Consider the following 19,722-nt stretch of genomic DNA (forward strand, 5'->3'; position numbering starts at 1 on the left):
CCGACCATACTGTCGGCCATGTCGAATGCTGCTGGCCCGCTCGTGGAACGCCTCCACGTCGATCTGTGCCGCCAGTCCAGCGCCTGCTGTCGCCTCTGATCCCGGCTCCCCCGCGGACGATCACGCCTCCGGCCCCGTAGCGCCCCAGGCTTCCTGACGCTTCGTCATGTGCCGTCCGCCTGCGGACAGTTGCCTTCCCTCATCACACCCTCCCACCGGAGCCGGTGCGCGCGCCGTGCTGCTCGCCGTCGCGCGCTTCCGCCTGCCCCGGCGCCCCGGCATGCAACGAAACGGTAATCCCCCATGCCCGACACGTCCCGACGACCCCTTCGTACCGTGGTGCTGTCCAGCCTTCTGGGCACCACGGTGGAGTGGTACGACTTCTTTCTCTACAGCACCGCCGCGGGCCTCGTCTTCGGTGACTTGTTCTTCCCCACCGGCAACGACACCGTCGGAACCATCCTCTCCTTCGCCACCTTCGCGGTCGGCTTCCTGGCCCGGCCCATCGGCGGCCTGCTCTTCGGACACATCGGTGACCGGATCGGCCGCAGACGAACGCTCGCCGTCACCATGAGCGTGATGGGCGGCTCCACCACCCTCATCGGTCTGCTGCCCACCTATCAGCAGATCGGCATCTGGGCCCCCGTCCTGCTGCTGGTCCTGCGCGTGGCGCAGGGCGTGGCGCTCGGCGGGGAGTGGGCCGGTGCCGTGCTGCTGTCCGTGGAGCACGGCCCGGCGGGCCGCGAGGGCCGCTACGGCAGCTACCCGCAGATCGGGCTGGCCCTCGGGCTGGCGCTGGGGACGGGTGTCTTCGCCCTGCTCAGCAATGTGCTCAGCGACGACGCCTTCCTCAGCTACGGATGGCGGGTGGCCTTCCTGGTGAGTCTGCTGCTGGTCGTCCTGGGCATCACCGTGCGGCTCAAGGTGGACGAGACCCCGGCCTTCCGCCGGATCGAGCAGCGGCAGTCGGCGTCCCGGATCCCGCTGGCACGGCTGCTGCGGGACCCGGGAACCCGGCGGCACACCGTGCTGGGCATGCTGGCCAGGTGGGGCGAGGGCGCCGCGTTCAACACCTGGGGTGTGTTCGCCATTTCCTACGCCACCTCGACGCTGGACCTGCCGCGCACCCCGGTCCTGCTCGCGGTCACCGTCGCCGCACTGCTGATGGCCGTACTGATCCCGCTGTCCGGCTCCCTGGTGGACCGGCACGGCGCGCGCCGGATGTACATGGCCGGCATGGCGCTGTTCGGGCTGAGCGTGTTCCCCGCGTTCTGGCTGTTCCACTCCACCGGCGTGTGGGGGTTCGCCGCGGCGATCGCGCTGACGCTGGGCGCGGTCCACGCCACCTTCTACGCGGCCCAGGGCACCCTGTTCGCCTCCCTGTTCCCGGCGGAGGTCCGGTACACCGGCATGTCCGTGGTCTACCAGCTGTCCGGTGTGTACGCCTCCGGCATCACACCGCTGCTGATGACGACGTTCCTCGCGCTCGGCCACGGCGCTCCGTGGATCGCCTGCGGATATCTGGCGGCCACCGCGGTCGTCAGCGTGTGGGCGACCTCGCGGGTGCGGCCGTCCGACGTGCACTTCGCGTCCGGGACCGCCGACCGTCCGGTGGGCCCCACGGCTCCGAGGCCGACGGTGGCCGTGAAGTAGCCCCTCGCCTCGGGTCGTGTCGCGCCGTCAGCGGTAGCCGCCGCGCCCCCAGCCGCGGTCGTGTCCGGACCGGCCCCAGGGCTGCCCGTACTGCCCGTACCATCCGTGGCGTCCGTGCCATCCGGGCCGTCCCTGCTGCCCGTACCAGGGGCCCGCCTGCCGTCCGGGCGGATTCGCCGCCGGGGGCTTCAGGCGGGGCGGTTTCGAGGGCTTCGGTTTCGAGGGCTTCGGTTTCGAGGACTTCGACGGTGGCGGTGGCGCGGCGGACCGTGGTGGCGCCGAGGGCTCGGGCGTGCGCGCCGGGGGCGCGGTGCGGGCGGGCTTCCCGGGCTTCGGCCGGACGGCGGACACCTGACGGGGTGCCGTCTCCCCGCCCCGGCCCGGGTGGGCCGTCTCGGTCCGGTGCCGGTTCGCCTCCGCCGAGCTGCCCGCCAGCCAGCGCTGCGACATCGCGGAGTCGTCCCGGGTTTTGAGGACCAGCCCGGCTCCCTTCTCCGTGGAGTCGGGGGTCAGGGCCAGCTCCTGGTTCCAGCGCGGCACCAGGGTGCCCTGGAGGGTGAAGTCGTACCGCACGTTCGCGGCGTCCCGGCGCGAGGTGGTCTCGCAGGGGCCGAGCCGGAGGGAGAAGCTCAGACGGGAGTTGAGGCAGAGTTCGGGGTCGGCGCCACTGCGCAGCAGGCCGTCCGCCTCGTACGACCACTCCTGGGTGGCCGCCGCGGAGGCGCAGGAGGCGGCCTCGGTTTCGGCGCCCGCCGTGAGCTTGCCGCCCACGATGTCGAGGCACAGCCCGCTCGCGGCGTTGCGCAGTGGCCCGCGCAGGGTGTCGGCCGCGCTGCCACCGGCGCCGATCCAGGAGGGCTCCGAGCCCGGGGCCTTGGTGCTGCCCGCGCCCGGCGTCGAGGGGGTGTCGCGGTCGTACGCCGCGTCATCGCCACCGCCGGACGGGAGGACGGACGCCACCGCCACCGACACCAGGACGCAGCCGCTCACCGTGGCCGCCGCCACGACGAGGAGCCGTCCACGGGTGACGCGTGGCCGCCTTCGGCGCGCGGGCGGGCGCGCCGCCAGGCGCACTGCCTGGGCCAATGCCGGGCCGAACGCCGGGACCGCCACTGGGCGCGCCTTCCACCAGGGGTCTTTCCGCGCCGAGTGGCGGGGGCCGCCGCTCCGTGGCGCGCCGACCCGTGGCGGGGTGGAGGGCATGGGTGGTACGGGATAGGGATGCGCGGCCGGGTCCGGTTCGAAGACGCGGCGGCCAGGGCGGGAGTCGAGATAGTCCCGCGCACCCCACCCCAGGACCGCTTCGGCGAGCAGGACGGCCGACCGGCCGGTGGAGTGGTCCAGCTGGTCGGCGGCCTGACGGCAGTGCTCGCACCGGTCCAGATGCTGCCGCAGATCGGGGTCGAGCCGGGTGTCGCCACGGTGGAGCGAGACGTCCAGCAGACGGCTGTACTGTCGGCACTCCTCCTCGGGGGCCGTGTCGCAGTGGGCTTCCACACAGGCCTGACGCCAGCGCTCACGGGCCCGCTCCAGCTCGGCGTGGGCACCTTCGGGCAGCCCCAACAACCCTGCCGGTACGGCCAGTTGCTCCGCCTCGACCTCCGTGTGCCACAGCAAACAGCGGGCGCTGTCGGGGAGCCGCTGGAACGCGCGGAACACCAGACGCCTGTTCTCCGGCGGCCGGAGCCGCCCGTCCATGTGCCCCCGCCCCCTGGGGACGGCGCGCAGGCCGGGATGGAGCAGCGCGCCGCGCGGGCCCGTGTTCCACTCCTCCGCGATACCCCGCACGGTGGCCAGCACCCGTGGCCGCCACGCGGTGGCCGGTGCGGTCCGTCGTAACGCCTCCCCGAACAGTCTGGTGAACGCGGTGGAGGTGAGGATCCCCGCCGGGTGGGCGCCCGTGGTGCACAGGCTCGCGTAGGAGAAGGCCGCCTCCCAGTGACGGCCCAGCAGCTCCCCGACGGGGTGTTGCTCGGACAGTTTCCCCGAACACTTCTTCAGTTCGGCCGTGAGCTGTTCATCCGTCACGCCGAAGAGGGGGGTGGGGGGCAAGAAATGCGTCGGGGCAGCATCGTTCACGTCTTTTCCCTTTCACAGGGCAGCGAGAAAAGTCCGTACCAATGGGGGGTGTCGGCCCTGTCGGTGGCGCGGAAAACACCTGTCCCACGTGGCGACACCTGCACCTTTGCATACGGAACCGATGCGGCTCAAGGGAGTTCACATTATTCGAGTTCGGGCACCATCAACGGCCACTGACATGTCCGCTGGCGTTACGAAAAGCAAAGTGGCGAACGAATTCACCCATTGCGCCGGGCTACTACCCGGTAGGCATTGGACACCTTCCCCAGCCCGGCCAGTGGCTTGAGCAGCAGCCGGTCCAGGGTGGTGGCCACGACGAGGGCGGGAATGGCCGCCACCAGGCCCGCGCAGCGCAGCAGCCAGCGCGCGCGTCCGGGCTGCCTGGCCAGCCAGGGGGCATCGTCGGCCGGGAGGACCGCGTTGGCCGTCAGCCACACGGCGCCGAGCAGGTCGACCGTGTCGGACGACTCCCGGTGCTGTTCGAGGACCACGGTGAAACCGAGTGTTTCCAGCTCCTTGCGCAGGGCCGCCACCGGGAGGAAGTACAGGTGCTGGGGCTGGAGCCAGGGCAGCCAGAAGCGGCCGAGGAGACGGGCGAACCAGCACTCCGGGTCGGGCACTTCGATGAGCAGATGGCCACCGGGGCCCAGCGTGCGGTGGGCCGCGCGGAGTTCCGCGCGGGGGTCCGTACTGTGCTCCAGGTAGTGGAACATGCTCACCACGTCGTAGCGGCCCGCCAGCCGCTCCCCGGCCAGCTCCGGGAAGCTGCCCCGGATGCCGTGGTCGATCCGACCCTCCCGCTCGGCCAGTTCGACGCCCTCGGTGAAGTCCAGTCCGTCGAAGACCGTGTCGGGGAAGACGGTGCGGGCCACTTCGGGGAAGTGGCCGTGGCCGGTGCCGACGTCGAGCCACTTCGCCGGGGCGTCGGCGGCGGGTCTCAGCGCCTCCGCGCGGCCGCGGTACATCTTCTGCCGCCCGGAGAACACGTTGCCCATGCCCTCCTCGCCCAGCCCGTCGTAGAAGTCGCGGTAGTAGAACTCCAGTCCGTCGCCGTTCAGCCGGGGGTTCTGGAACACCAGGCGGCAGTCCCGGCACCTGTCCAGTCCGAAGCGGCCCGGCTTGTTCTGGAACCGGTCCCTGGTGCGCAGCCGCCGCTTCAGCCGCGTTGAGCCGCACAACGGGCAGTCCGTGCGGCGCGGCTCGAAGAACCGCTCGGTGCCCTGGTCGAGGTCGGCCTGGTAGCGCGGCCGGAGAGCGGCCACGGCCTCGGCGCGGGAGGGGCGCGGGGCCTGTGCGCCGGGCATGGGCGAGGTGGCGTTGTCCTGGCTCATCGTTCCCCCTCGGGGATCGTGGTGGCGTGGGTGGTGGCCGTGGTGGCGGCCAGTCGCTCCAGGTGGGCGGCGGCCGCGCGGGCGCCGCCCGCCGCCCGGAAGGACGCGCCGACGCGCTCGGCGGCGGCGCGGTGGCCCGGTCCGTCCAGCACGGCGTCGATGGCCTCGCCGAGCGCCGCCGCCCGCGCCCTGCCGAACCTGACCCGGACGCCCGCGCCCGCGGCCACCACCTGGGCGGCCACCACGGGCTGGTCGTCCCGGATCGGGGCCACGACGAGCGGGACGCCGTGCCACAGGGCCTCGCACACGGTGTTGTGTCCCGCGTGGCACACGACCGCGGACACCCGCTCCAGCAGGCGCAGTTGGGGGATGCGCGGGACCGTGAGAAGGTTCTTGTCACCTTCGGCGGCTGCCGGGCCGAGGGTGCCCGCCGGGTCGACGATGACCGTCTGGAAGCGGTCGGCCCGGGCGCGTACGGCGTCCCGCGACGCGGCGAGGAAACGCGCCCCGGCGTCGGTGTTCGCGGTGCCGAGGGTGATCAGGACGGTGGGGCGGGCGGGGTCCAGCCACTCCCACGGGAAGTCCGGTTCGGCCGGGCGCCCGGCGATGGACGGGCCCACGTACCGGATGTGGTCGGCCGCCCGGACGGGCCGCCCGGCCAGTTCCTCGGTGGTGAACGCCAGCACCAGGTCGGGCGAGAACCGGGGGTCGGCCGTGCCGTACCGGTCACCGATCCGGCCCCGCAGCCCGGCCAGCAGCCCGTCCAGCCAGGCGTCGATCTTGGGCATGCCGTCCAGCGCGCCGGTGAACTCCGCCGAGGTGGTGGCGGAGGTGGCCCACCGTACGCCCAGCCGCTCGGCCACGAGCGGGCCCGCCACGGTCTGCTGGTCGGCGACCACCACATCCGGGCGGAACTCGTCGATGGCCCGCGCCACGTCGGGGGCCATGGCCTCGGCGAGCGGCACCAGGAAGTCCTCCCACAGGAACTTCAGCGCGCCCGGGCCGCGCACCTCGGGCGGGCGCTCCGCCCCGCCGTCGCCGAGCACCGGCCCGGCGCAGCGGTGGACCGTGGCGTCGGGGCCGACCAGCCGCTGGACGACCTCCGGCAGCCCGGCCCAGGCCACCTGGTGGCCACGGGCGGTCAGTTCGGCCGCGACCCCGACGGTGGGGTTGACGTGGCCGACGAGCGGCGGGACGACGAAGAGGAAACGGCTTCCGGGGGGTGTGGTGGCCGGGACGCTCATGACACCTCAGCTCCTTCGAGCCCACGCCGCCGGGACAGCGCCGCCACCGGGACGGCGGCGGTCTCCTGTCCGGCGATCCAGGACAGCAGCAGTGCGCGGATCCGCGCGGGCGCCTCGGCCAGCACCGAGTGCCCCTCCCCCGGCAGCATGACGGTCCGGGTGCCGGGCGGCAGCGCCCTGACCCATCCGTCCTCCCCGGCGAGTTCGGAGTCGGCGCCGTACACGGCCAGCGCCGGGCAGCGCAGCGAGCGGGCCCGCTCCTCGCTCACCGTCCGGCTCGCCGCCACGTCCTCCGCGATCGTGGTCGTCCGCACCAGCCGCGCCGCCGACTTGGCCAGCCGCGCGGTGTGCGCGCCCCGGTGGGCGGTGACCCAGGCCAGTGACTCGGCCTCGTGGGCGACGAGTTCGACGACGATGCGGCGCATGATGCCACTGATGTCCGTCAGCCAGCCCTCGGTGGCGGGTTTCGCCTCGATCGTGGCGATACCGGCCACCCGTTCCGGGTGGCGCAGGGCGTATCCGTACGCCACCGTGCCGCCGAAGCAGTTGCCCACCAGGTGCACGGGGGTGGTGATGTCCAAATGGTCGAGCAGCCGCTCCAGATCGCTGACGAACGTCTCCAGCCGGTAGCCGGATCCGGGGCGCTCGCTGCGGCCGTGCCCCCGCTGGTCGTACATCACCACGTCCAGCCCGGCGGCGGCGAGGTCCGGGGCCACCGTGAAGTACCAGCTGGCCAGGGAGTCGGTGAGCAGCCCGTGGACGAGCACGACGGTGGCGGTGGCCGGGCGGCCGGCGGGCGGGGACAGCCGCTGTACGTGCAGGCGGATACCGTCCGGCCCGTCGCCGGTGCCGGGCGGGCCGCCGAGGTGGATCATCGCCATGGTCAGCTCCCCTCGGCCGCTCTGGCATCGGCAACCCTGATCTCGGCAGCCCCGATCTCGGTCGATGCGAGGCACCGCACGATGTACTCCACGAGCTGTCCGACGGTGAGGCCGATGATCTCGTCCAGCTCCAGATCGGCCACGAATTCGGCGAAGTTGACCTCCTGCCCGTACCGGTCCTGCAGGGTGCCCGCGAGGGCCACCAGGTCGATGCTCTCCAGCTCCAGGTCATCGGTGAAGCGGGTGTCCATGGCGACCTCGATGTCGTCGAGGCCCTCCTCGTCGAGCATGGTCCGGAGCATTCCGGCAACGTCCGCGAGCACGGCTGGCGCGGTCGGTGTCTGTTGTCGCACGGGCGCCGGGGCGGTGGGTTCGACGGTGGTCACTGATCGGTCTCCTCGTCCTGATCCCGGTGGCCCGGACCGGTCGTCCAGGCCACGGCGTACTCCCTGCCCGGCAGCCCGGACGGGTTGGCGGTCGTCGTGCAGTGCACCCGGTAGCGGCGCGGCGGCTGCCCGGGGGCGGGGGCCACCTCCACGGTGAGGCGCGACGTGTCCGCGCCGACGATGGTGATGTCCCGGCCGGTGGCGTCCGCCTTGGCCACCGCCTCCTTGGCGGCGTGGAAGGCGGTGGCCCAGTGGGCGGGGGCGGTCGCGGTCGCGGTCGCGGTCGCGAGGATTCCGCGCTCAGCCGGGCCGAAGGCGGCCGTGAGGGCCGCCTCGTCAAAGTCGGCGATCTCCTGGATGGCGATGCCGGGGCCGCCCTGCCTGTTGTTCGCGTGGCGCGGCACCACCAGGGCGACCCCGGCCTCGGCCGCGTGCGCCAGCGTCAGTTCCAGCGGGGGCAGGGTCCGGCCGTGGACGCCGAGGGCGTACGGGCGGCCGTGTTCGTCGTCGCACACCCGGATCTCGGCCGGGAAGACCGGTCCCTCCCCGTGGTCCCACAGCCACCGCCGTACCGCGTCCTTGGCCGCGATCCGGCCCAGCAGCCACTGTCTGCGGCCCAGCGGTGGCCGCCGCGCGTACTCGGCGCGTTCGGCGCTGCCCAGGTGATTGCGCATGATCAGATCCCGCGAGGCCAGGTCCGGCCAGCGCTCGTACACCAGCGACCAGCCGCCCGGCTGGGGCCGCGACAGCGTGTTGCCCTGCGGGAAGCGCTCCACCGGGCGGGTCTGCGGATCGTTGTCGAACCGGCGGTCGTGCCAGCCGTTCAGCTCCGCCCACACCTGACCGCCGATCAGCAGCTGGACATCGGCCTCCAGCGCCGCATCGGTCAGCGCGACGATCCTGACCAGGCACTCCACGTCGGTGCCGGGCCGGGGAGGCGGACCGTAGAAGCGCATCAGGCGCATGCCGACCGGGAAGACGACGGAGCGCTTGGTGCGAGTCGCCATGATCCAGTACCCGAGGAGCTGACCGACGTTGTCCAGGAGCGCTCCGGGCGCGGCCGGGGTGGTGATCGTGCCGCGCACATGCGACTCCCCGATCGCGGTGAGCCGGGTGAGCCCCTGGAACGCCGGGCCGTGGAACATCCAGCGCTCACCGTAGATCTGCGCCGCGGTGTGCTCGGGTTCGCGCTCGGTGGCGGGGTCGATACGCCACGGTGCGGGGCGCTCGGCCGCGTCCGGGTAGCGGGCCGCGAGCTGTACGGTGCCACGGGCGCTGCGGCCGAACGTGGCGGTGTAGAGCGCCGGATCGGTGGCGGACGGTGTCACGGTGACCGCGACGGTGCTGGGCGGCGTCGCCGTCACCCACTGATCGAACCGCGCTCCCCGCACGGCCACGGCCACACCCCCGCCCGCCGTGTGCTCCGCCGCGTCGATGAGGTGCTGCACGATCGTGGTGGCCGGAACCACGGGCCACCGGTCGGACTCATCGGGCCAGCCGGGCCGCTGGGGGAAGAAGCAGTGGTCGCGGAGGTAGGGCATGGCCTCGGTGGACACGTCCACGTCGAAGGTCCGCGCGACAGGCACGACCCGCCTGCTGCGCCCCGCCGCGACCACCGCGGCCGCCGTGTCGGCGGTCTCCCGGAGAAGCGCGTCGAGTTCGGCGGCCCAGGGAGCGGCGGCCACGGCCCCCGCCCCCGCGACCGCCGCCGGAAGCGGCGGTGCGGCCTGCACGGTACCCGCCGCCGCGTGCGCCGCCTCGGCCTGGTTCGCGCCTGCCCTCGCCCCCTGCGGCGGCGCAACGTAGGAGGCGCCCGCCGCCGGGTAGAGCGACGCGGGAGACTGCGAACCCGCCGTCGCGGGAAGGGCAGGGTAGGGACCGGGCTGGGGGGCCGGGGGGCGGAGCCCCTCGGTTTCGGGAAGGGGCGGGGTGGGGGAAACCCCAGCCGCCAGCACCCCACGCAACTCCGCCAGACGCGGCTCGGCCAGCGAGATCAGGGCAGCGTTCAGGTTCAGGCGCACGGGGGCCGAAGGGCGCGTCGCCACACCGGGGCGCGGGAGGGTGGGGTTGACGTCGGCGCCCTCCGTCCACAGCGCCGTGGCCACACGGCGCAGCTGGGCGACGCCGTCGCGGTGGGAGGAGTTGGCGGCCACCGCGATGTGGTCGCGGCCCTGCAGGGTGTCGCCGATGAGCGAGGTCAGCTGGCCGGTGCCCAGCTGGACGAAGGCGCGGAAGCCCGCGTCGTACAGGGCCTCGGTCAGCAACCGGAACCGCACCGGTTCCAGGAGGTGCCGGACGAACAGCCGCCGCACCCCGGCCTCGGTGTCCGGATACGGCGCGGCGGTGGTTCCGGACCAGACGGGGACACGGGGTGGCAGGAGCAGTTCGAAGCGCTCCGCCAGGGCCCGGATGGGGTCGAGGTAGGGGGCCAGCATGGGAGTGTGGAAGCCGGATTGGAACGGCAGGACCTGCGCGATCACGCCCGTCGCGCGCATCGCCCGGACGAACTCCTCGACGTCGGCCCGGGGCCCGCACACCATCGACTGGCTGGGCGCGTTGTCGTGCGAGAGCACGATGCGGCCCTCCGGCAGTTCCGCGAGCGCGCTGAGGACGCGTTCCGCGCCCGCGCCGAGGGCGGCGAAGGTCACGCCGGGGACGCGCAGCGCGTCGGGGTCGAAGGAGTCGAGGAAGGCGTCGACCGCCTCGCCCGCGTAGAGGCCGCCCGCGGCCATCGCGGACCACTCGCCGACGCTGTGCCCGGCCACCGCGTCCGGCACGATTCCCATGCGTCCGAGCGCCGCGTTGAGCAGGCGTCCGACGCCGAAGACACCGACGCCGTGGCGGCCGATGTCGCCCGCGCGGGCCGCCTCGCCGTACCGCTCGCCCGGGCGGTCGCCGGTGTGCCGGGACAACCCGAAGTACTCGGCGATGCCGTCCGTGCGGGGCTCGAACTCGGCCTCCAGGCCGGGGAAGACGAAGGCCAGTTTCCCGGCGGCAAGCTTCCCGGAGGCCGGTTTCCCGGCGGCCACGAGCAGCGGGTCCGGGGTGAACCAGACGTCGTTGCGGCCGCGCCATGGGCGGCCCTTGGCGACCACGCGCCGCGCGAGGGCGAGGCGTTTGGCGGTGGGGTCGACGATGCCCAGCCGGGTGCCACCATGGCTGACGGGCTCGTACGCGGTGGCGCGTACGGTCGCGTCGTCGGCCGCGAGCAGTTCGGCCAGCCGCTCCGGCGTGTCCACGGCCAGGGCCAGCACCCGTTCGGGTTCGGTCACGACCGTCGCCGGGCGGCGCTTCACCGCCGCGGTCGGCTCCTGCTCCAGCACCACATGCGCGTTGATGCCGCCGAACCCGAAGGCGTTGACCGCCGCGCGCCGCACGGTGGCCTCCCAGGGCGTGGCCGCGTCGAGGGGACGGAAGCGGGTGGCCATGAGCCCCGGGTGCGGGTCGTCGCAGTGCAGGGTGGGCAGCAGCCACCCGTGGTGGACGGCGAGGGCGGCCTTGACCAGCCCCGCGACACCGGCGGCTGGCATGGTGTGGCCGATCATCGACTTCACCGAGCCGATCACGGCGGGCTCGCCACGAGAGGAACCGCCGGGCCCGAACGCCTCGGCCAGCGTGGCGAGTTCGGCCGCGTCCCCGGCGGGCGTGGCCGTGCCGTGCGCCTCCAGCAGGCCGATCGAACCGGGTTCGCGCGGGTCGAGTCCCGCGGCGCGCCAGGCCTGCCGTACGGCGCGGGTCTGGCCGCCCGGGTCGGGGTTGACCAGGCCGGTGGCGCGGCCGTCCGAGGCCACGCCCGTACCGCGGATGGCGGCGTACACGCGGTCGCCGTCGCGCCGTGCGTCGGCGAGCCGTTTGAGGACGACCACTCCGGTGCCCTCGCCGATCAGCAGGCCGTCGGCGGCGCGGTCGAAGGGCCGGATGCGCTGGCTCGGCGACAGCGCGCGCAGCTGTGTGAAGACGCTCCACAGGGTGATGTCGTGGCAGTGGTGCACACCGCCCGCGAGCATCACGTCGCACCGCCCGGAGGCCAGTTCCGCCACCGCCTGGTCGACGGCGACGAGCGACGACGCGCACGCGGCGTCCACGGTGTAGGCGGGGCCGCGCAGGTCGAGCCGGTTGGCGATGCGGGAGGCGGCGAGGTTGGGCACCAGCCCGATGGCCGCCTCGGGGCGGTCCGGGCCGAGCTGTTCGGTGAAGGCGTCCCGGATCCGGTCCAGGTGGCCGGGGCCGAGGCCGGGCAGCAGCTCGCCGAGGGTCCGTACGAGCTGGTGCGCGGTACGGACCCGCTGGTCGAGCCGGACCAGCCCGGGGGTGAGGTAGCCGCCCCGGCCCAGTACCACGCCCACCCGCTCCCGGTCGGGGAGCCGGTCGCCGCCACCCGCGTCGGCGAGGGCGGCCGCCGCGACGCCGAGGGCGATCAGCTGGTCGGGCTCGGTGCCGGACACCGAGTTCGGCATGATGCCGAACCGGGCGGCCTCCACCTCCGCGTACGTGTCGACGAAGCCGCCCCGGCGGCAGTACACCCGGTCGGGCGCGGCCGGGGTGCCCGCGGCGCCCAGCGGGTCGTAGAACCCCGCGTCCCACCGCCCGGCCGGGACGTCGGTGATGGCGTCCACGCCGCCGGTCAGGTTGCGCCAGTAGGCGTCCAGGTCCGGGGAGCCGGGCAGCAGGACGGACATCCCGACGATGGCCACCGGTGGCATCTGGTGACGGTCGGTCATGGTCACCAGCCCGAGGCGGTGTAGACGACGGCCTGGTCCGGCTCCTCGCCCCAGGCCAGCTCGCGCAGCAGCGCCAGCGCGCCCTCTTCGGGGTCGATGAGCGAGATGCCACGGCGGGCGTACTCCCGGCCGAGTTCCGGTGTGACCATGCCGCCGTGGGAGCCGCTCGGGGCCCAGGGCCCCCAGTGCACGGTCAGCGCCCGGCGGCCGGTGTGGGCCCGCCACCGCGCGGCGAGGGTTTCCAGCGCGTCGTTGGCCGCGGCGTAGTCCACCTGGCCGCGGTTGCCGAGGGCGGCGGAGATGCTGCCGAACAGCACCGTGAACGCCGGGGGTTCGGGCAGTTCCGCGAGGGCGTCCAGCAGGGTCCGCGCGCCGTCCACCTTGGTGCCGAAGACCCGCCCGAAGGACGCGGCGGACTTCTCCTCGATCAGCCGGTCCTCGATGACACCGGCCGCGTACACGGCGCCGTCCAGCCGCCCGTGGTCGGCGTGGATCTGCTTCACGGCCTGGAGCACCGCCGCGTCGTCCCGGACGTCCACCGAGCGGTAGCGCACCCGGCTGCCCAGGGCACTCAACTCCGCCACGGTCGCGGCGACTTCGCGCCCCGCGAGGATCCGGGCCACCTCCCGCTCGATCTCGGCCGGTGTCGCGCCGCCCCGGGCGGCGAGCGCCGCGCGCAGCGCCGTCTCGTCGTGTGCCGAGGCAGTGTCCGGGGCCTCCGGGCCGGTGGGCTCCGGCGTACGGCCGAGCAGTTCGATCCGGCAGCGGGCGGCGGACGCGAGGGCGAGGGCGCACCGGGCGGTGATGCCGCGCGCCCCGCCGACCAGGACCACCACGGAGTCGCGGTCGAGGCCGAGCGCGGCGGCCTCCGCCGCGCCGTCTCCGGCGGGCCCGGCGCCGGAGGCCGCGAGCGGCCCGAGCGGGGCTTGCGTCAGGTCCAGCCGGTGGCGGCGTCCGTCGGCGGTGCGCAGGACGACGGGCGTACGGGCGGGGGTGGACAGCTCGTCGAGCAGGGCGCCGGCCACGTCATCGGCGGACACGGGCGCGTCCGTGGCCAGCTCCACCAGGGTGGCGGCCGTGTCCGGATATTCCCTGGCCACCGTGCGGAACACCCCGCGCAGCCCGGCCGGGCGCGGGTCGAGCGGGTCGGCCGTGCGCACGGCCAGCAGCCAGCGTGGTCCGCGCCGCAGCGCCGCTTGGAGCGCGGCGAACGCCTCGGGCAGCAGGGGCGCCCCGGACCCGACCAGCGGGTCGAGCAGCACCACGCCGTCCAGCGAGCCGTCCGCCTCGGCGAGGAGGTGGCCCGCGGCGAGAGGCAGGGCCTGGGCGCCGTGCGCGGCCAGGCGGGTGGCGACGGCGGTGGCTATCCCTCCCGGGTCCCCGCCGAGCAGGGCGAAGCGCTGGCCGGTGAGGTCGAGCGGCTCGTTCTTCTCCGCCCTGTCCAGGGGTACGGGCACCAGCCGCATCCGCCGGGGCGCCACGCCCGGCTCGGCGGCGGGCTCGGCGGCGGGCTCGACCACAGGGCCGGCCTGTGCGGTGGCGGGGGTGAGACGCGCCGTGAGCCAGTCGGTGACGGCCGCCGTCGTACGGGCCTTGGCCAGCTCCTCCAGCTCCTCGTCGCCCAGCGCGGCGGTTCCGGCGCCCGCGACACCGAGACGTCTAGCCAGCTCACCGGCGATCTCGGCGCGCTTGATGGAGTCGATGCTGAGGTCGGCTTCGAGGTCGAGATCGGGGTCGATCATGTCGACGGGATAGCCGGTGCGTTCGCTGATGATCTCGGAGACCGCGCGCAGGACATCGGGCCCGGTGGCGGGTGCGGCAGGTTCTTCCACAGCCGGTTGGACGGTGGTGGCGGGTGCGGGAGTGGCCACGGGCTCCCTCGCCATGGGCAGTGCGGTGGCCGGGGCGGCAACGGGCAGCGGGGCGGCTACCTGAAGCGGAGCCGTGTGCCGCTCCCCCGCCGCGCCACCGAAGTAGGTGAGCAGGACATCGCGCTGAGCGGCGATCATCTCTCGGCTGGTTCTCAGGTATTCGGCGATCAGGGCATCCCGGTCCCCGTGTCCGCCGTTGTCCGTGCGGTCCGTCTGGCTCACCGTCGCCTCCACGACACGTCGGGCCGGTGCCAGCGCACCGGGGAGAAGGTCACCGTCCGCGGTGCGGACCAGTTGTCCGTCGACTGTCCATCCGGGCCGCTTCGGCGGGGCGGTGGACGCCGCGTCGACGGCGTCACGGCCCCGGAACAGCCAGCCCGTACGCACCGGAACCCCGGCGACGGCCAGCTGGGCGAGGGCTTCGAGGAACCCGCGCGGCCCCTCGAAGCCACGCCGCCCGTCCGTCCCGGCGCGTCGCGCGTCGCACGCGACGGTACGGTGCGGCCGATCGCCCAGGATCTCCGCCACCAGCCGGGTCAGCACGGTGCCGGGCCCGGCCTCCACGAAGACGCGGGCGCCCGCCGCGTACATGGCCTCGATCTGTTCCTGGAAGCGGACGGGGGCGCCGATCTGGGCGGCGAGTTCGGCCCGAATGGCGTCCGGTTCGGCCCCGTGCGGCGCTGCGGTGCGGTTGGCCCAGACCGGGAACTCCGGTGTGCGCACCGGGAGTTCGGCCAGCGCCTCGGCGAAGCGCGGTCCGCCCCCGGCGACCAGCGGGCTGTGGAAGGCGCAGGCCACCGGGAGCCGCCGGACCGTGTGCCCGGCCTCCCGCAGCAAGACGACCGCCTCCGCCACTTCCCGCTCGGGTCCGGAGATCACGGTCTGCCGGGGTGCGTTGTGGTTGGCGGCCACCACGTGTTCGGCGAGTCCGGCGTCCCGCAGCAGCCGCTCGACTTCGCCGGCCGGGGCGGTGACGGCGGCCATGGTGCCGGGTTCGTGTCCGGCGGCCTCGGCGGCGCCGAGGATGGCGGCGGCCCGCTCGGCGCTCAGCCGGGGCAGGGTGCGCGGGTCGAGGGCGCCCGCGGCGCACAGCGCGACCAGCTCGCCGTAGCTGTGCCCGGCCGCCATGTCGGGCCGTACTCCGGCCGCGGTGAGCAGGGTGTGGGCGGCGAGCCCCACGATGCCCAGGGCGGGCTGGGCCACCCGGGTGTCGGTGAGGGCGGCGTGTTGCGCCTTCTTCCCGGCCTCGTCGAAGGCGGCCGGGGGGTACAGCACACCGGCGTAGTCGGAGCCGTCGAGCAGATGGTGCCGCAGTTCGGGGAAGGCCACGAACACGTCCGCGAACATCCCGGGCCGCTGGCTGCCCTGCCCGGGGAAGAGAAAGGCCACCTTGCCGATGGGGCCATCCGGCCCGGTGTCCAGGAGGCGGTCCGTTGTCGCCGCCGGCCCGGCGTCCCGCGCAGCGTCCGGCGTGCGGTCCGGCGCGGCGGCGGCCGCCGCCTCGTCCGGTGAGGTGTGCCGCACGGCGCCTCGCCCGGCGGCCGGGGCCGGGTCGGCCACGTACAGCCCGTGGTCCCGTCCGCCCGGTCCTGGCGGCGGTCCAAAGGTGGCCACGTCGCCCGCCAGCACCCGCCGTAACCGCTCGGTCAGGTCGTCCAGGTCCGTCGCCACCACCGCCACCCGCACCGGTTCGTGGCCCGCGTCGGCCCGCCGGGAGGCGGACAGCGCGAGGTCGCGCAGCCGCCACGGCCGTCCCGCCGTGTCGTTGGCCTCGGCCTGCCGCAGCGTGTGCTCGACCGCGCGCAGCGCCGCCGCCCGGTCGGTTCCGCGGAAGAGGAAGAGTTCGCAGGGCCAGGCGTCGAGCGTGTGCGGGGGTGGCGGCGCGCCCTTCCCGTGGGCCGCGAGCACCACGTGGAAGTTGGTCCCGCCGAAGCCGAACGCGCTCACCCCGGCCACCCGGTCCACGGGCGCCGTGGCCCACGGCCGCGCCTCCGCGTGGAAGGCGAAGGGGCCGCGCTCCGCGTCCCACGCCGGGCTCGGCCGCGTCATGTGCAGGGTCGGCGGCTTGACACCCGTGTACAGCGCCAGCGCGGTCTTCACGAGCCCGGCCAGCCCGGCGGCGCATTTGGTGTGCCCGATCTGGGACTTGACGGAGCCGAGCGCGCAGCCGCCGGGGGCCGCCCCGGCGTCGGCGAACACCTCGCTGAGGACGGTGAGTTCGGTACGGTCCCCCACCGCCGTACCGGTGCCGTGCGCCTCGACCAGGCCGACGCTCGCCGGGGACACCCCGGCGCTGGCGTAGGCGCGCTCCAGCGCGGCCCGCTGGCCCTCGGGGCGCGGGGCGGTCAGCCCGAGCGAGCGGCCGTCGCTGGACGAGCCGACGCCCTTGATGACGCCGTAGATCCGGTCACCGTCGCGTTCGGCGTCGGCCAGCCGCTTGAGGACGACGCACGCGACGCCCTCGCCGAGCGCGATGCCGTCGGCCGACGCGTCGAACGCGCGGGAGCGGCCGGTCGGGGACAGCGCGTGCACGGAGGAGAACAGCACATAGTCGTTGATGCCGTTGTGCAGGTCGGCGCCGCCGCACAGGACGAGGTCACTGGTGCCCGCGGTCAGCTCCTTGCAGGCGACGTCGACGGCGGCCAGCGAGGACGCGCACGCCGCGTCGACGGTGTAGTTGGCACCGCCGAGATCGAGCCGGTTGGCGATCCGCCCGGAGATGACGTTGGCGAGCATGCCGGGGAACGAGTCCTCGGTGAGCCGGGGCAGCTGCTCGGCCAGGGCCTGTGGCACCTCGCGGAAGTACGACGGCAGGACGGTGCGCAGGGTCTGCGCGTTGGACAGGTCGCTGCCCGCCTCGGCACCGAAGACCACGGAGGTGCGCGAGCGGTCGAAGGCCCGGCCACGCTCAGCGGGATCCCCGTACCCGGCGTCGTCCAGGGCCCGGCGGGCGGCCTCCAGGGCCAGCAGCTGGACGGGTTCGATGCTGCCGAGGGAGGCCGGGGGGATGCCGTAGCGCAGCGGGTCGAAGGGGATGCGCGGCAGGAAGCCGCCCCACTGGGAGGCGGAGGCGCCGTCCCCGTCGCCCGTGTAGTGGACGGCGGGGTCCCAGCGCTCGGGCGGCACCTCGGTGATGGCGTCCACGCCGCCCACCACGTTGGCCCAGAACGAGGCGAGGTCGGGCGCCTGCGGGAACATGCAGGCCATGCCGACCACGGCCACGTCCAGCGGCGCGGGCGCCGGTGCCGCCGCGGGGGCCGCGTCCACGCCCAGCGGCGTACGCAGCGCCCTGGACCGCTCGGCGAGGAAGTCCACCGCGGCCGGGCCCACCGCGTGGTGCAGCGCGGCGATCGTAGTGGTGGCCGAGCGCAGCACCGCGACCTGCCCGGCCATGAACATGCCGTCGGAGAGCTGGCGTTGCTCATCGGCCTCGGCCAATCGGCCATCGGGGGCGCGGTCCAGGCCCTTGCTGGCGATGCGCAGCCGCCCCACGTTCAGTCTCTCCAGCCGCTCCCACAGCTCCCGGTCGGGGACGCCCTCGTCCCGCAGCCGGTCCTTGAGGGCGTGATAGCTCTCGGTGAAGGGGCTCGGCACACAGCGCGTGGCGTGACCGGGGGCGGTCTCCAGCAGCGCGGTGCGCTCGGCGGCCAGCACCTGGCGCTGGAAGAGGGGCCGTACGGCGCCGTGCGCGACGGCCTCCTCGGTGAACAGGTACGCGGTGCCCATCAGCAGCCCCACGGCGACGCCGCGCCGGGCCAGCGGGGCGGCGAGCGCGGCCACCATCGCGGCGGACCGTTCGTCGTGCACCCCACCGGCGAAGTACACCTCGACGCGCGTGCCGTCGGACGCCTCGCCGTCGGCCGGGTGCGCGGGGTCGTCGAGGTAGTCCTCGATGACCGCGAGCTGTGCCTCCCACAGCGGGAAGCTCGCGCGCGGGCCCACATGGCCGCCGCATTCGGAGCCCTCGAAGACGAACCGCCGCGCCCCGCCCCCCAGGAACTGGCGCAGCAGTCCGGGCGAGGGCACATGCAGATAGGTGGTGATGCCGTCCCGCTCCAGCGCCGCGGCCTGGGACGGCCGTCCGCCCGCGATGATGGCGTGGCTCGGGCGGATCTCCCGTACGGCCTCCAGCTGGGCGCTTCTGATCTCCTCCGGGGCGAAGCCGAGCACGCCCACTCCCCAGGGACGCCCGGCCAGCGCGGCCGCGGCCTCCTCCAGCAGGGTGCGCGCCTGCTCGCGTCCGGCCAGGGCGAGCGCGATGAACGGCAGTCCGCCGTCCGCCGCGACGGCGGAGGCGAACCCCGCCCGGTCGCTGACCCGTGTCATCGGGCCCTGCGCGACGGGCAGTCGCGGCGCGGTCTCGTGCGCGGCGTCCCGTACGGCGTCCTGGACGGCTTCGGTGACGCCCCGGACGGCCCGGCCGACATCTCCCCAGCGCGTCGAGAATCGCGCGGCGAGGAATCCGTCCTGGCCCACCGGCAGGGGCGGCACGGAGTGCGGGGAGCGGGCCCGCGGGCGCAGCGCGCGGTGCCCGTCGACGACGGTGGTCTCCGACCCGTCCATCGGCCGGAGCAGCGCGGCGCGGTCTTCGGGGAGTCCCGATTCGGCGAGCAGGGCCAGCTGGGTGTCCAGGACGACCCCGGCCGCGCCGCCGATCACCGCCGCGGCGGCGGTACGCGGGCCGATGCCGCCCCAGGCCCACACCGGTACGGACACCCCGGGCTCGGCCAGGAGCCGCTGGAGCAGGACGAAGGTGCTCAACTCGCCGACCGGCCCGCCGCATTCACTGCCCCGGGCGATCAGCCCATGCGCCCCGGCCCTTACCGCTTCGAGGGCCTGGTCCAGGTCGGCGACCTCGACCAGTACGCGGTGGCGGGCGGCGACGGCGTCGATGGGCCAGGGCGCCCCGGCGCCGAGGACGACAGTGTGCGGGCCGGGCCCTGGGGGCCCGGTGTCCGGTGGTGCCGCGTGCCGCAGATCGGCGGGCGTGAGGGGGCAGCCCGCCGCCACGCGGACCCCGTACCGTCCGTCGGCCACCCAGTCATTGACGCGTTCCCACGCGTCCAGTGCTGTTCGGCGCGTCGTTCCCAGGTCGAGGACGCCGAGACCGCCCGCGCGGCTCACCGCCGCGGCGAGCCGGGGGTCCGGTTCCCCGAACGGAGTGATGCCTATTACAAGATCGCCAGGATACGCAACGGATGACATGTTTTCTCCGGGTAAATCGCTAAAGCTGCGAAAGGGGAGATAATTCTGGCATGTGCATCTAACGTACGGCTTGCGCCATTTACACAGAACGACGCGGAGGCGAAATTAGCGATTAGGTTACTGAGCCGTCAACAAGTTGCGGGCCCCGTACCTGCCAGGACGGGCTGGATCTCGCCATAGGTAGGGAGATCCATCGCGACACCGCCCCCTCTTCCCTTGTTAAATGTTGATGTACCTTTCGTGAGCTGGGCCGGAAGAGAGCGTGCCACCGGCGCCCCTTGTGCCCCTCGAATACACCATTTACCCAGCGGGAGTCCCGCTGGGTAAACCACTCGAGCGAGCCGGTCGAAG

Annotated in this window: 9 protein-coding genes; 2 read left to right on the forward strand and 7 right to left on the reverse strand. The window is 74.2% G+C overall.

The window, feature by feature from the left end; genetic code table 11:
* Window positions 1-18 precede the first annotated feature (18 nt).
* Both ACZ6CL_RS31490 and ACZ6CL_RS31495 read left to right on the forward strand, forming a co-directional pair.
* On the forward strand, window positions 19-99 hold the full coding sequence (locus tag ACZ6CL_RS31490; RefSeq protein WP_391178303.1) for a putative leader peptide: 81 nt from the start codon (window positions 19-21) through the stop codon (window positions 97-99).
* 204 nt (window positions 100-303) lie between these two features.
* Window positions 304-1,653 carry an MFS transporter gene (locus ACZ6CL_RS31495; RefSeq protein ID WP_468941886.1) on the forward strand — a complete coding sequence of 450 codons (1,350 nt, stop codon included), beginning with the start codon at window positions 304-306 and terminating at the stop codon, window positions 1,651-1,653.
* Between the two features lie 27 nt (window positions 1,654-1,680).
* Here ACZ6CL_RS31495 and ACZ6CL_RS31500 read toward each other — a convergent pair whose 3' ends face one another.
* The 7 genes from ACZ6CL_RS31500 to ACZ6CL_RS31530 all read right to left on the reverse strand — a co-directional run bounded on the left by ACZ6CL_RS31500 (window position 1,681) and on the right by ACZ6CL_RS31530 (window position 19,371).
* A complete protein-coding gene (locus ACZ6CL_RS31500; protein WP_468941889.1) occupies window positions 1,681-3,681 on the reverse strand; it encodes an RICIN domain-containing protein in 2,001 nt (666 codons plus the stop codon).
* A gap of 269 nt (window positions 3,682-3,950) precedes the next feature.
* Window positions 3,951-5,063, reverse strand: a complete 1,113-nt coding sequence (locus ACZ6CL_RS31505) for a class I SAM-dependent methyltransferase (protein WP_468941892.1) — start codon at window positions 5,061-5,063, stop codon at window positions 3,951-3,953.
* On the reverse strand, window positions 5,060-6,307 hold the full coding sequence (locus ACZ6CL_RS31510) for a glycosyltransferase (RefSeq protein ID WP_468941895.1): 1,248 nt from the start codon (window positions 6,305-6,307) through the stop codon (window positions 5,060-5,062). The genes ACZ6CL_RS31505 and ACZ6CL_RS31510 overlap by 4 nt, the downstream gene beginning before the upstream one ends.
* A complete protein-coding gene (locus tag ACZ6CL_RS31515) occupies window positions 6,304-7,188 on the reverse strand; it encodes an alpha/beta fold hydrolase (RefSeq protein WP_468941897.1) in 885 nt (294 codons plus the stop codon). Before ACZ6CL_RS31515 ends, ACZ6CL_RS31510 begins: the two co-directional genes overlap by 4 nt.
* Window positions 7,189-7,190: 2 nt before the next feature.
* Window positions 7,191-7,490: an acyl carrier protein gene (locus ACZ6CL_RS31520; protein ID WP_468942086.1), complete on the reverse strand. Its 300-nt coding sequence runs from the start codon at window positions 7,488-7,490 to the stop codon at window positions 7,191-7,193.
* Window positions 7,491-7,570: 80 nt separating this feature from the next.
* On the reverse strand, window positions 7,571-12,295 hold the full coding sequence (locus ACZ6CL_RS31525) for a beta-ketoacyl synthase N-terminal-like domain-containing protein (RefSeq protein ID WP_468941900.1): 4,725 nt from the start codon (window positions 12,293-12,295) through the stop codon (window positions 7,571-7,573).
* A 2-nt stretch (window positions 12,296-12,297) separates the two neighbouring features.
* On the reverse strand, window positions 12,298-19,371 hold the full coding sequence (locus ACZ6CL_RS31530; RefSeq protein WP_468941902.1) for an SDR family NAD(P)-dependent oxidoreductase: 7,074 nt from the start codon (window positions 19,369-19,371) through the stop codon (window positions 12,298-12,300).
* Window positions 19,372-19,722 lie beyond the last annotated feature (351 nt).

Source organism: Streptomyces sp. NPDC041200 (assembly GCF_055591805.1).